The sequence below is a fragment of the Halorubrum sp. CSM-61 genome, assembly GCF_003781945.1.
GTDB lineage: Archaea > Halobacteriota > Halobacteria > Halobacteriales > Haloferacaceae > Halorubrum.
The window spans coordinates 435,817-448,989 of the sequence record NZ_RJJW01000002.1 but is presented as its reverse complement, the minus strand read 5'-3'; the positions used below and the strand labels follow the sequence as shown (position 1 = coordinate 448,989).

General features: G+C 57.3%; 10 protein-coding genes. 9 read left to right on the top strand and 1 reads right to left on the bottom strand.

Annotated features, from left to right (window positions below; all coding sequences use genetic code 11):
• Window positions 1-6 precede the first annotated feature (6 nt).
• A complete protein-coding gene (locus EDM04_RS05200) occupies window positions 7-3,045 on the bottom strand; it encodes an oligosaccharyl transferase, archaeosortase A system-associated (protein WP_241154852.1) in 3,039 nt (1,012 codons plus the stop codon).
• Window positions 3,046-3,168: 123 nt separating this feature from the next.
• Between EDM04_RS05200 and EDM04_RS05195 the strand changes: the two genes are divergently transcribed.
• The 9 genes from EDM04_RS05195 (at window position 3,169) to EDM04_RS05155 (ending at window position 13,135) form a co-directional block, all read left to right on the top strand.
• On the top strand, window positions 3,169-4,512 hold the full coding sequence (locus EDM04_RS05195; RefSeq protein ID WP_123620085.1) for a sulfatase-like hydrolase/transferase: 1,344 nt from the start codon (window positions 3,169-3,171) through the stop codon (window positions 4,510-4,512).
• Between the two features lie 115 nt (window positions 4,513-4,627).
• Window positions 4,628-5,572, top strand: a complete 945-nt coding sequence (gene aglG, locus EDM04_RS05190; RefSeq protein WP_123620084.1) for a glucosyl-dolichyl phosphate glucuronosyltransferase — start codon at window positions 4,628-4,630, stop codon at window positions 5,570-5,572.
• Window positions 5,573-5,637: 65 nt separating this feature from the next.
• Window positions 5,638-6,570 carry an NAD-dependent epimerase/dehydratase family protein gene (locus EDM04_RS05185; protein ID WP_123620083.1) on the top strand — a complete coding sequence of 311 codons (933 nt, stop codon included), beginning with the start codon at window positions 5,638-5,640 and terminating at the stop codon, window positions 6,568-6,570.
• The gene (locus EDM04_RS05180; protein ID WP_123620082.1) at window positions 6,567-7,718 is read left to right on the top strand and encodes a glycosyltransferase family 4 protein; all 1,152 of its coding nucleotides are present in this window, start codon (window positions 6,567-6,569) and stop codon (window positions 7,716-7,718) included. Before EDM04_RS05185 ends, EDM04_RS05180 begins: the two co-directional genes overlap by 4 nt.
• A gap of 61 nt (window positions 7,719-7,779) precedes the next feature.
• Window positions 7,780-8,751, top strand: coding sequence for an alkaline phosphatase family protein (locus EDM04_RS05175; protein ID WP_123620081.1), 972 nt, complete (start codon window positions 7,780-7,782; stop codon window positions 8,749-8,751).
• Window positions 8,751-10,157, top strand: coding sequence for a sulfatase (locus EDM04_RS05170; RefSeq protein WP_321169370.1), 1,407 nt, complete (start codon window positions 8,751-8,753; stop codon window positions 10,155-10,157). Before EDM04_RS05175 ends, EDM04_RS05170 begins: the two co-directional genes overlap by 1 nt.
• 32 nt (window positions 10,158-10,189) lie before the next feature.
• A complete protein-coding gene (locus EDM04_RS05165) occupies window positions 10,190-11,098 on the top strand; it encodes a glycosyltransferase family 2 protein (RefSeq protein ID WP_123620079.1) in 909 nt (302 codons plus the stop codon).
• A gap of 39 nt (window positions 11,099-11,137) precedes the next feature.
• On the top strand, window positions 11,138-12,223 hold the full coding sequence (locus EDM04_RS05160; protein WP_123620078.1) for a glycosyltransferase family 4 protein: 1,086 nt from the start codon (window positions 11,138-11,140) through the stop codon (window positions 12,221-12,223).
• A gap of 15 nt (window positions 12,224-12,238) precedes the next feature.
• Complete coding sequence (locus EDM04_RS05155) at window positions 12,239-13,135, top strand: hypothetical protein (RefSeq protein WP_123620077.1); 897 nt, start codon at window positions 12,239-12,241, stop codon at window positions 13,133-13,135.
• Window positions 13,136-13,173: the final 38 nt, after the last annotated feature.

Here is a 13,173-nt window from a genome sequence, read left to right as displayed (position 1 = left end):
GGCGAGTTACGCGCTCGCGCCGTCGGCAGTCTGGTCGACCGTACAGTCGGCGTTGCCGTCGGGACAGTCGATGACCCGCTCTTCGAGTTCGACCGTCGCCGCCGCGCCGTCGGCGCCGACGACCTGTCCCTCGGTCACCTCGACCTGCCCGACGCGCCGAGTCGTCGTGAGGTCGTCGTCGGTGGTCCGCTCCGTGGTGACGTTGTAGGGACCGGCCGCGCGAACGCTCGTGTTCGTGTAGCCGTTCTCGGGGCCGAACTCGTCGTAGCCGGTCGTGGAGTAGGGAACGGTGAGCTCGAAGTTCCCGTTCTCGTCGGCCTCGGCGTACTGCGTGTACTCGAAGGTCTGCCCGGTGGGCTTTTCGAGCTCCACGGTCGCCTCGACCTCCTGACCGGGCTCGGCGCCCGAGCCCTCGATCGTCGCGCCGGGGACGCGTTCGAACGTCTTCACGAAGTCGTCCTGGAACGCCGCGAAGCCGGACTCGCCGAGGACGCTCTCGACGTCGACGCCGAGCTGCTGGAGGATCTGCACCTGCCGCAGCGAGGGCGACTGTCCGCGCGACTGCGAGGCGTGAACGAGCCGGTGGTGTTCGAGGGCCTCGACGCGCTCCGAGGGAAGGTCGCCGACGCCGCCGAGCTGGGCGCTCCCGTCCTCCTCAACGTACGCGCGGGCCGCGGAGACGTTGTCGAACTGCCGGATCGTCGCTTGCGGATCGTCCGGGAGGGTGCTGACCTCGATCTGCTCGCCGCTCGCGGTCTGGGCGCTCTGCGTCTCCCAGTCGACGACGACCGGCTCGGGGTCGACCGCGCTGCCGTAGTGCTCGTACAGCCGGATCATCTGACTCTCGTGATACCGCTGGGTGTTCACCTGCATCACCGTCCGGAACCCGCCCTGCTCGGTCTGCTGGTAGAGGACGCGGTTGAAGTCGTCGCGCGTCTCGTTGCCCGAGTAGAACGTGACGGGCGCGCCGAACTTGGAGCTCGGCGAGGCCATCTGCCAGTCGACCATCACGTAGCGGGTGTTCTCGCCCTCCGTGCTCTGGCTCGCGAGCACCTCGGTGGACGCCTCCTCGCTCGGCGCGAGGAGGTAGTCGGCCGCGTTGCCCGCGTTCTGCTGGAACGGGTTCGCGTTCGGGATGCGCTCGGCGCGCGTGGTGATCCAGTGGCCGTAGTCCCACCACGACTGCACGCCGTACGCGCCCTCGGGGTACTCGAAGTCGTCGTCGGCCGGGCGCTCGTAGGTGCCGTACAGCTCCATGGGGTTGTCGGCGCCCTCGAGCTCTCCGGGGGTGGGCGTCTCGTCGTTCATCCACTGGAGGCTGCCGTCCCACTGCGTGACGCTGCCGGGGCCGGTGTTCGCGCCCGCGGCCCAGACGGGAGTGGCCATCGCGACCAGCGGGACGAGGACGATGACGACGAGGACGATCGCGCCCATCGCCTGCCACCCCTCGACGTCGCGGACCTCCGAGAGCGAGCGCAGGCGCAGGAAGTCGACGGCCAGCTGGACGAAGTACGCCGCGCCGACCGCGACGACGACGGCGAGGTAGTAGTTGAAGCGCGTCTGGGTGAACGCGGCGCTCCCGATGAACGCCGCCCACACGACGAAGTACAGTTCTTCTGAGTCGTACTCGACGAGGAACGTCGCGCCGATGAAGAGGGCGGCGGCGATGACGAGTCCGACCACCTGCCAGCTCACGCCGACGACGCCGCCGACGGTGTCGTAGAGTTGGGGTACCGCGTAGACGGAGCCGATCAGGGCGAGCGCGGCCGGGATGTAGAGGGTGTGGTTCGCGTCGTCGGAGCGGTAGAGGGGACGGGCGACGACGTAGAGGATGGCTATGAGCGCGAGGAAGAAGGCGAGGCCGTACTGCGAGAGGACGAAGTCGGCGAACGAGGCGTCTTGGAGGGGAGGTTGGGCCTCGCCGATGGTGCGGGCGCCGGCAGTGGCCGAGAAGCCGACGGTGTTGAGGAGGCTTCCCGTGAGCGTCGACCACAGCGCCGGAACGGCGACCCAGACGACGGCCGCGGAGCCGAGAATAAGTCCGCCGACCGCGGGCGGGTACGTCGAGGCGTCGAGGTCGCGCGACTCCCACTGACGGGCGAGCCACGCGAGGAAGACGGCGCCGAGCGCGACGCCGATCGGGAGGACGATCTGGAGTAAGGAGTACTCGCTCACCGCGAACGAGAAGGTGTCGAGCGGGATAATCTGCATCAGTCCGGCGACGACCATCGACACCGCACCCGCGAAGGCGATAGGTTCGGGACTCTTCCCCTGGAACACGTCGCTGGTGATCTTGATCGCGAGGAAGATCCCGGTAAACCCGACCATCAGAATGCCGGGCTGCCACGTCCACATGTAGAGACCGAGCGCGACGCCCGCGGCGGCCGCGTACGCGGCGGGACGCTTGAGTGCGGTCCAATCCCGATCGACGATCAGCTCCCAGACGGGCGCCTCGCGCTCGGCGACCGCGAAGGCGACGAGGAACGTGAGGACGGCGAGACTCTGGAAGAGGACCTCGGCCGCGCTGTGGTCCGGGAAGCCGACGAGACTATAGCTGAAGAACGTGCCCGGCAGGAGTGCGAGCACGACGACCCCGGCCAAGGCCGCGAAGCGATCGACGAACCGACGCGCGATGAAGTAAGTAGGAATCGCGACGAGGGCTCCCGCGATCGGCGCCATGATGAGCATGACCTCTTCGGCGCTGCCCATGATGGGGCGCGCGATCCAGATGCCGACCGCCATGATGTGGTCCCAGAGGGTCCCGAACTGGCCCGCTTGGTTCCCGATGGGGAACCCGGTCCAGACGTCGAACGGCATCCGGTTCGGGTAGTTCTCCATGATGTACGAGGTTTCGCGAAGGTGATACCACGGGTCGTTGCCGCGGAAGTATACTTCGCCGTTCTGGACGAAGTTTCCGTATGATTGGAGACGAGTCCAGAGCATGAATGCCAATACGCCGAGGAGAACCGGGATCTGATACCACCGGGCGAGGAGATCGGACGGGGACGCGTTCGATCTTTCCGGCGGATCGTTCGACTCGCTCATTACCTGAAGACGACTGCCAAAACGCGCATAAGGCTTGTCATCTTCTGTTTCTACAAGCAATTCTCGAACCATCTGAGAACCGATCCCGAAGGAGCAAAGTACAGCCGTGGAGAGTCGGAACACATGGATGTCAAACGGAAGCTCATCAACACGCTTCCGCCGTCGGTCAAACGAGTGCTTGCGGTTCCATACGATTACTATCAGACGCGAAACGCGGATCGGCAGTTCGCACAGAAGCATCTCCCGACTAGTCAACGTGACGAATCCGCACCCGATCATATCGTCTGTGTCGTCGTCGACGCGTTGCGTGCGGATCACATCGATTCAGACACGACACCGTATCTCAGCGGACTAAACGGGTCGACTGCAATCACACCGGGTACGTGGACGTTCCCAGCAGTGTCGTCGCTTCTCTCTGGCGTGTATCCGCACGAACACGGTGCGATGCGACAGACCGACGAGTTCGACGATTCCGACGGGATCCGACTGCCGCCACGGATGGACAACGACCGTATCACAATTACCGAAGCCCTTGCCGGTGCTGGATACGATACATACGGTGGCTTCGGTCACGATACGCCGTTCGTGGCGCTGTCGGGACGATTCGAGACACACAACCTATACCATACGATCAACTCCGACGCCGACGATGTCCTTGATGATTACCTTGACTGGGTCGATGGGCGAGACCAAACGTTCGCGTTCCTCCATCTCGCCGATCCGCACACACCGGTAGATCCGCCCAAAACGTACCGCCGGAAGTATGAGGTAGATAATTCGATTGACGGCTTGGACGGTTGGCGATACGAGACAGATACCGAGTGCGACGCGACGTGCCAGCAGTATCGCGACCACCGACAACGGCTGTATCGAGCGTCAGTCGATTACGTCGACGACGCTATCTCCGAATTCGGCGAGAAGTTGGAATCATTCTTCGAGGATCCGCTCCTCATGGTTACTGCCGATCACGGAGAGGCCCATTGGGAACACGTCGAATTCGATCTCGAACACTTCGATGGCTCCGGCTGTGTCGATCACGGCGGAACTCCGTACGAGGCTGTTGCGCGTGTACCGTTCGCTACGAACGCGGACTGGGATCTAGAGAGACCTCTTTCACTGATCGATATACCAACCACCTTGGCGGATATCACTGGCGTCGGTCTGGAAGACTGCTCCGGCCATTCGCTTATCGGTGATGTGTCGTCGGACCGAATTATGTTAATAGAAGGGAGCCTCAGCGGTCACGAAAAGAAGGCAGTGTATAGAGATCAGTCCAAACTCATCGCATCGAAGGGCCACAACGCTGAGTTCGGATTCTCGCTTCCCGATGAGACCGTCGTGGAACTACCAGATGAGGAGTACGAGACAATGAAATCGGCACTCCCGCCATGGCCCTCCGAAAGCGACGCCGAAACGGAGGTCTCAGGCGTCGTCGAAGACCGGTTAGAACAACTGGGATACAAGTGATCGAGTACGGGGATGTAGATCGTGGTTGCTGCTTAAGTAGTCCCTTCCGTCGATCTCTTTCCGAGTCCCAATCTGCTTCAGAACGTTTATTCACTGCGGAACGAATCCGGACCCGATGAAGGTCTCCGTTGTCGTGTGCGCGTACTCGATGGAGCGCTACGACGACGTCTGTGAAGCCGTTGAGAGCGTTTTGGCCCAGACACACGAGGACATCGAGATTATCCTCATTATCGATGGAAACGAGGAACTCTTTGAACAGCTCCAGTCGGAATTCGGTAACCAGGGGGCGGTTACGCTTCGGTGTAATGAGGAGAACAAGGGCCTCTCCTACAGCCGGACACGGGGGGTTGAGCTAGCTAGTGGATCTGTAATCGCCTTTCTGGACGACGACGCGATCGCCGAGCCAGATTGGATCGAGGAGCTAGTTAGAGGGTACGAGGAGTCCGATGCGATCGCTGTCGGCGGTCGGATGGTTCCCGAATGGGTTGTCGGTCAACCTCCTTACCTCCCGGAAGAGTTCAACTGGCTCGTCGGCGCGAACTACGAACGCCGACTGGAGGAGTGGACCGAGGTCCGAAACACGCTCGGCTCGAACATGTCCTTCCGACGTGAAGTATTCGAAGAAACCGGTGGCTTCGATGAACAGATGGGACTCAAAGGGGATTCCCAAGTTCAGTCCGAAGAGACCGAGCTCGCGATGCGGATGTACGATACGTTCGGGCGTGGAATGCTCTACAATCCCGGTGCTGTCGTCGCGCACAAAGTATTCGACTACCGAACGAAGCCAAGGTGGCTCTGTCGCCGCGCGTTCTGGCAGGGATACTCCAAACGTGCACTCAAACAGTTAGATGTCGAGGGACCCGGTGATGCAGAATCAGAATTTCTCGAACATCTCCTCTTCTGGTCGGTACCTCGCCGAATCTCTGAGCTCATTCGCCGCCCGTCACTCGCCGATATCCAGCAACTGTTGATGCTGTTCCTCCTGACTGCGTGTGTCGGTTTCGGATACGTCTATGGGATCGTGAGATACCGGTACCGAACTGCTTCGAATTCCGGTTAATCAGTTGCTTCCACTCGCTGGCGTCCCGACAGGTATTACAACACTGCTACGTCACAGATAATCACATGCCAACCGCGTTCGTTACCGGTGCAGCCGGATTTATCGGGTCTCACCTCGTCGATTCACTCATCGATCGCGGATGGACAGTCCGCGGGATAGACAACCTCTCGACGGGAGATCGAGACAACTTATCGAGTGTGCTCGACTCGGAACGGTTCGAGTTCGTCGAAGGCGACATCTGCGATTCGGAAGTGGTTTCGAAGCTGACCAATGGGGTCGATCACGTGTTCCATCAGGCTGCGGTAGCTTCGGTGCCGAAGAGCTTTGAAACGCCGCGCTCGACGACGGAAACGAATTGTACCGGAACCGCAACCGTCGTGCAGGCAGCAGTCGACAACGATGTCGAAAGTGTCGCCGTCGCTTCCTCAGCGGCGGTGTACGGATCGGGTGGCCCTCTCCCGAAGCGGGAGGACCAATCCGTATCTCCTGAATCTCCGTACGCGTCGTCGAAACGGTACACCGAGCAGATCGCTCGACAGGTCGGTGGCCACGGTGACGTCAACGTCGCTGCACTCCGGTACTTCAACGTATACGGTCCGAGACAAGACCCGGACGGTGAGTACGCGGCAGCGATTCCGAAATTCATCGATCTGCTTCTCGCTGGAGAGGCACCGGTTATCTTCGGAGACGGCGAACAGACACGAGACTTCGTGTATGTCGGGGATGTTGTAACGGCGAATATCGAAGCAGCGCTCTCCAATCGGACTGGCGTGTACAACGTTGCGACAGGCGAATCAGTGACAATCAACGAGTTGATCGACACGCTAAAAACGATCATCGGGATGAATGTGTCGCCTACCCACGAATCTCCCCGAACCGGCGATATTCGACACTCCTCGGCGTCCGTTTCGAAGGCTGCAGACGAACTCGGTTTCCGCGCAGATACGTCGTTGGAGGACGGACTGACTGAGACCGTTGAAGGGTTTCGGAAAACATGAGCGACGAACGGTATCCCGAGGTCTGTGTGGTGACGCATCCGCTCGGTGCTGCAGGGGAGAACGCCACCCGAACGTTACTCGAGATCCTCTCCGCGATCACGACAGTGTCGCTCGTCACGGCCGACCTGCCAGAGGATTCGGCGATACGAGATCGACACGAAGTCGTCGAGCTGACGGATCGCGGGACCGGAAGCTCGCTCCCGGTTGCTGCCGCTCGGTTTATATTTAATCAGTTGCGAATGTGCCGCGTTATCGCACAGCGCGATGAGGAGGTCGTGCTGTTTTTCGGAGCGACAGCATACCTGCTTCCGATCGCCTTTGCTCGACTAATCGGTCGAACTGTGATCTTGGAACCGCGAGGAGACGTCCCACTCACGTTACGCGTTCAATGGGAACAGCAAGTGCCTACACCGATCGCAACGATCCTCGCTGGAGTCGTTAGTACATTAGAGGCCCTCGGATATCGTCTCTCGAACGCGATCATCACCTACACGCCGTCGATGGCGGAAGAACTCGGTCTGATGAAGTTCAACGAGAAACTGTATCCGAAAGGAGCGCGGTACATCGACACCGAACCTTTCTCGCCGCAGATACCCTACGAAGATCGCGAGATGGTTGTGGGATTTTTGGGGAGATTAGATCAAGAAAAGAATGTTCGTACGCTGGCGACCGCCGCAAAAGATCTACCTGCTGAAATCACGTTCCGATTTATCGGAGACGGGGATCTCCGTGCGGAACTAGAACGTGAACTCGCCGACGAGATCGAGGAGGGCTCGGTGGAGTTCACCGGCTGGGTCGATCACGACGAAGTGCCGGGGGTATTGAGCGAGTTACAGTTGCTTGTGTTGCCGTCAGCGCCGACTGAGGGTCTACCGACGGTCATATTGGAAGCTATGGGGTGTGGAACGCCAGTCTATGCAACACCGGTTTCCGGTGTTCCGGATATCGTCCGTAACGATGAGACCGGATTTTTGATGGAGAGTGACCGGGCAACAGTCATCCGAGACGACATCGTGGAGATTCTCGGACGTACTGACCTCGACCGAATCAGTGCGACCGGGCGTGAACTCATCTGTGAGGAGTACAGCTTTACGGCTGCAGTCGACCGGTACCAAACGATTTTAGGAGAAATATCTATCTCGAAATGACGATTCTGTATTATGCAGTCGAACCGAATAGTTCATTCACCTCCTGACCTAGTGGGCGCACATGACTCTCGTCGTTTTGGGTATCGACGCTCTCGATCCCGACCTTGTCGACTCCGACAAACATCCTCATCTAACACTGGATGCACACCGGTCTATCGAGACCATTGTCTCGTCCAGCGGTGAGCCAAGCACACACGAGCTGTGGCCGACAATTATTACAGGCCTTTCACCGACGGATCACGGGCTCGTTCTCGACGATGGAGTGACCTGGGAGAATCCAATTGTTGCCGCACTGAGTTCGGTTGCCGACTACGTGCTTCCCAGTGGACTCCAGACGCGACTCGGGAACTGGCTACTCACCAATACCGGGGCCGACGCCTTTCGGACGCCAGCAACATACTACGCTGACAACGATCTCGAAACGGTGTTCCGTGGTCGTGAATCGGCCGCTATTGGGATTCCGAATTACGTCGTCGATCCTGATACCGAAGACAGGGAGCACCAACTTCGACGTCATATGGGCGATCTCTTTAAGCGAGACAGTGACGCGAAAGGCGGCCACACATCTGCCGATCCGGTCGCGTTCTACGAGCAGTGTCTAGAGATGATGATGATCCGCATCGCGCGTGTTCGCCGGGCACTCCGTAGTCGGGAACACGAGCTCGTTTTCGGCTACACCAGTGGCTTAGATCTCATTGGTCACGTTACTCATAGCCGCCCGGCACTCCAGGATCGAGCTTATGAGGAAGTAAACGAGTTCGTCGGTGAACTTCGTGGTGATCTGGATAAAGAAGACGAACTAGTACTGGTGAGCGACCACGGTCTACAGGACGGCCTGCACACCGAGGAGGCGATGATCGCTGCGACTGACCCCAGTGTGGTTAACAGCGTCGAGAGTGTACTTGATGTTCGGGCCGCAATCGAGGAACTGCTTGAGACAGGCGAGCACACACCCAAACCTCGGAACGACCGGCAAGATGGGCTCGGATCCGAAGCTGTACGAGAGCAACTCGATGATCTTGGTTACATGTGATGGTGGATGAAATGACAGATAAACCGAACGTCATCTGGCTCACGCTTGATAGCGTCCGACAGGACCACACTACAATGGGTGGGTATGACCGAGAGACAACCCCACGCATACAGAACATAGCTAACAAATCTGATGGCGTTTCATTCTCATCGTGTTTCTCACACGCTCGTGCATCTGCGACATCGGTCCCCTCTATCCTGAGTGGAACCTATCCCTCCCGGCACGGAACCTACTACCAAGAATCATCAGCGTTTCCTGACGATCTTCCACTCGCTGCCGAGCTGTTTCACGACGTAGGGTACAACACTGTCGGCATTTCGAATAACGGGTATGCAGGGTCACTTACGGGCGTTGATAGAGGGTTTGATGAGTTCGTACTGCTCGGATCGTCGCCGGCCGAAATTCTCCGGAGTGCTGGCCTCCGGAACGTTCTGAAGTTCGCCCGAAACATCCGGAGCCACTCGGTCGGGTTCTCGACGGACACTCACGCGCATTCGGGTGCGTACCTCACCACTGAGCTCGCAAAAGAACGGGTTCAACAGGCCGAGGAGCCACTCTTCATGTACGTCCACTACAACGAACCCCACCGAGCGTACTACCCACCGCTACCGTATCTCGACCGTTTCACTGAGGACCTCCCAATGAGCGGTTCCGAAGCCGCGGAGATTGCGATGGATGTCCATCACAATCTCATCGAGATAGCCGCAAATGGGTGTAACTTGAGTGAGGAGGAGCTGGCGGCACTCAAAGCGATGTACGACGCCGAGATCGCTTACACCGACGATCGAGTAGGTATGCTGTACGATTGTGTACAAGAGGAACTGGGTGACACAATCGTCGTGATCACCGCCGACCACGGGGAGCTGTTCGGCGAGGACGATATGCTCGCCCACAAGTACAGCATGCACAATGGCGTGTTACACGTGCCGATGGTCGTACAGGGGCTCTCCGATCTCTCTGACGAGGGAGTTATCCAGCATTCAGATGTCCTTTCGACGCTGCTCTCAGCGGCCGGTGCCGAGACGGAGACTGTACAGGGTGTCGATCTGCGTGAGGAACGTCGTGAGTATGCAATCAGCCAGTCACCTCAGGACTCGCTGAAACCACTGCTGGAACACAATTCTGAGTACAATACCTCGCGGTTCCCTACTGAGCCGTACTCGTTGATTCAGGACGGGCGTTTCAAATACGTTCAGCGGCCAGATGAGCCTCAATTATACCGTCTACCTAATGAGATCGAGAACGTTATTGACGATCATCCCGAGGTTGCCGAACGACTCGATGCACAGCTGACCGAGTGGCTCGAAACGGAAGGACAACCGGTAGGGCACCGTGAAGACATCGATATCGATGAGGCAACCCGGAAGCGGCTCGCTGACATGGGATATCTCGACCACGAGATGTAAATAGGGATGTTCCCGAACAGGTGATTAACAAGATGGATGAGATTGCAGTAGGGACGGTCGTCTTCCAGCGGGCGGAAAAAATTCGGGACTTATTGGATTCGATCGACGAGCACTCCCTAATCGAGACTGTCTACGTCGGGGACAACGGTGAGATAACCGACCGCAAGCGCGAGATCTACGACAGGGAGTATCCATTTGAGCTCAACGTACTGGACTTGAAATACGATTCGGGACTTGGACATAGTCGTCGGGAGATCGTGGAGGAAAGCAATGAGCCGTATCTACTGATAGTCGACAGCGACGTCGAAATTCCACACAATGTCGGCCAGTTACAGACAATACTGCAGCATCGACCCGATCTGGGGGGTGTCGGCGGCGTGTTGATCGAAAGTGACCGAATTCGAAGTGACTGTTACGATCTGTTCAAGCGGGGACCGGTACTTCTCAAGGATATTCAGAGTCCAAAACAGGTACAGAAGGTTTCGGGGCTGCCACTCGTGGAATTCGATCAGATTCAGAATGTGGCGATGTTTCGACGCGAATGTCTGGAAGACTACTGCTGGGACTCGGAGTACACGATCGGCTGGGAGCACACCGATTTTTTCGTGGGTCATAAGAGACGGACCGACTGGTCGTTCGGCGTCTGTCCCGAAATTATGTTCAGGCATTACCCCGGTGGCGATGAGAGCTATCGTGCCAAGCGCAGAAGCTGGACACGGATCCACGAGTCGAAGCAGTACTTTCTCGACAAGTGGGACTTCGAACAGGTGATGAACGGTGAGACTAATTGGTTACGCTCGAACTCCGGAGTTCAATCATCGCAAGAGGCCATCGAGACCGTCGGAAAACGGATTCTCCTTTCGCTTCCACCGAAAATCCAAGCTTCCGCGATGAATATGCGGGATCGGATACGATATTACCGTGGACAGCCTCCTGCCTGACAGTACAACTGACATGAGTCCGAGATCGATGTGGTCGCAATGAGATTCTGTGCGGTCCTCCGGAACTACCCGAAAGACGTACCGGGTGGCGCTGAGTATCAGGCGTATCTGATAGCCCGCGAGCTCGGTAAGCGAGGTCACGAAGTACACTACGTGGCTCACTCCTCCATAGAGACGAGTACCACCCAGGACGACGGAATCACCGTCCATCGGATGGAAGGTGTAGGGGGTAGAAAGGTGATTGAGCAGCTGAAGCAGATCGATCCGGACACCTGCTACTTCAGGCTCGCGACCGACTTACCGCTCTTAGCACGGGCCAAACGACAGATCGACTCTACGTTCGTGTACAACATTTCGCGGGACATCCAATGCGAGCCGCTGTTCGCCGGTGGTCCGTATCGTGATTCGAAACCGATCGCTCGTCGACTGGTTAACACCGGTCGCTATGCGGTTTACAGAGCATTACTTCGGGTGCCGGACCACGTCTTCGCACAGAACGAGCGTCAACAACAACTACTCCGTGACAACCACGGAATCGAAAGCGTCCTCGTCGGAAACGGACACGCGGTTCCGGAGGGCGAGATCGACAAAGAATCTCCACCGATCGTGCTCTGGCTTTCCAACCTGAAGTCGGTAAAGAACCCGGAACTGTTCCTCGAAGTCGCAGATCGATGTCGCGATCTCCCTTGTCAGTTCTGGATGGTCGGTCGACCGATCGACGACGAGTTACACGAGACGGTTCGACGGCGAGCGGCGGAGCAGGATAATCTCGAATATCACGGGGGGTGTGGAATCGTCGAGAGTAACGAGTACTTCGCGAAAGCGTCGATCTACGTTCACACTGGCGATACGGAAGGGTTTCCCAACACGTTTATTCAATCTTGGATGCACCGGACACCTGTGATGACACTCAAAACGGACCCGGACGCCGTGTTACAACGACACGAGATCGGCGCCCGATGCGAATCGCTCGACGAGATGGTGTCTCAGGTGTCACAGCTGATCGCTGAGCCTGGGCGTCGAAAGTTCTTAGGTGAGAACGCGCGACAGTATGCGAGCGAGAAGCACGGTATCGATGCGGTTGTCGACCGTATCGAATCAGAATTAGGCTCTGAGGCCCGCTAACGCGAGATCGATTGTATGTACGATATTAAAGACATTGTCACTGCGGTTAAGAATCCACGGAAAGCCCTCTTGGAACTGAACCGGATCTATCACCGAAAAATTCGCGGGATGACCGGTATCAAGGTCATGGAGGAAGACTGGGATAACCTGATTATTCTCGATGCTTGTCGGTACGACCTTTTTGAGGAGGTGAACACGATCGACGGAGAGCTCACATCTGTTATCTCAAGCGATTCCAGTACGAGCGGGTTTCTTAAACATAACTTTGCAGATGAGCACTTCCCAGATACCGTCTATATCGCTGCAAATCCACAGGTCCAGCGTCACGAAATTGGTAGCCAATTTCATGATTGTATTCGGCTCTGGGAAACAGAGTGGAGAGAGGAGTTGGACACGGTCCCTCCAGAAAGTGTAACTGATGCCGCCATTGAGGCACAAAACAAATACCCGAATAAGAGATTAATAATTCATTATGTCCAGCCACACTATCCCTTTATTGGAGAAACAGGACAAGATATCGATCATCGATCAGTCACTGGTGATGGAATAATTGAGGGAGGACATGAGGTACACTCTGTTTGGGACCTACTTGAATCAGGGTCGTTGGAACAGGAACTCGTCTGGAAAGCGTATCGAGAAAATCTGGAGTTAGCTTTACCACAAGTAGATCACCTCCTTGGAGAGTTACGAGGTAAGTCTGTTGTAACATCAGACCATGGAAATGCATTCGGAGAATTCGGTGTTTTTGGTCATCCTGGCGGAGTTTATACGAATAGTCTGGTGAAAGTACCTTGGCTAGTAACAGAAAGTAATTCTAGACCAAAAATTGAGGGAGAGCTAGCGGATCAAGTGGAGCAGCAGATAGCAAGTCAGGTTACAGACAGACTGAAAGATTTAGGGTATGCAAATTGACACACGATCTATATTAACACCCATCACCTGATGTTTGC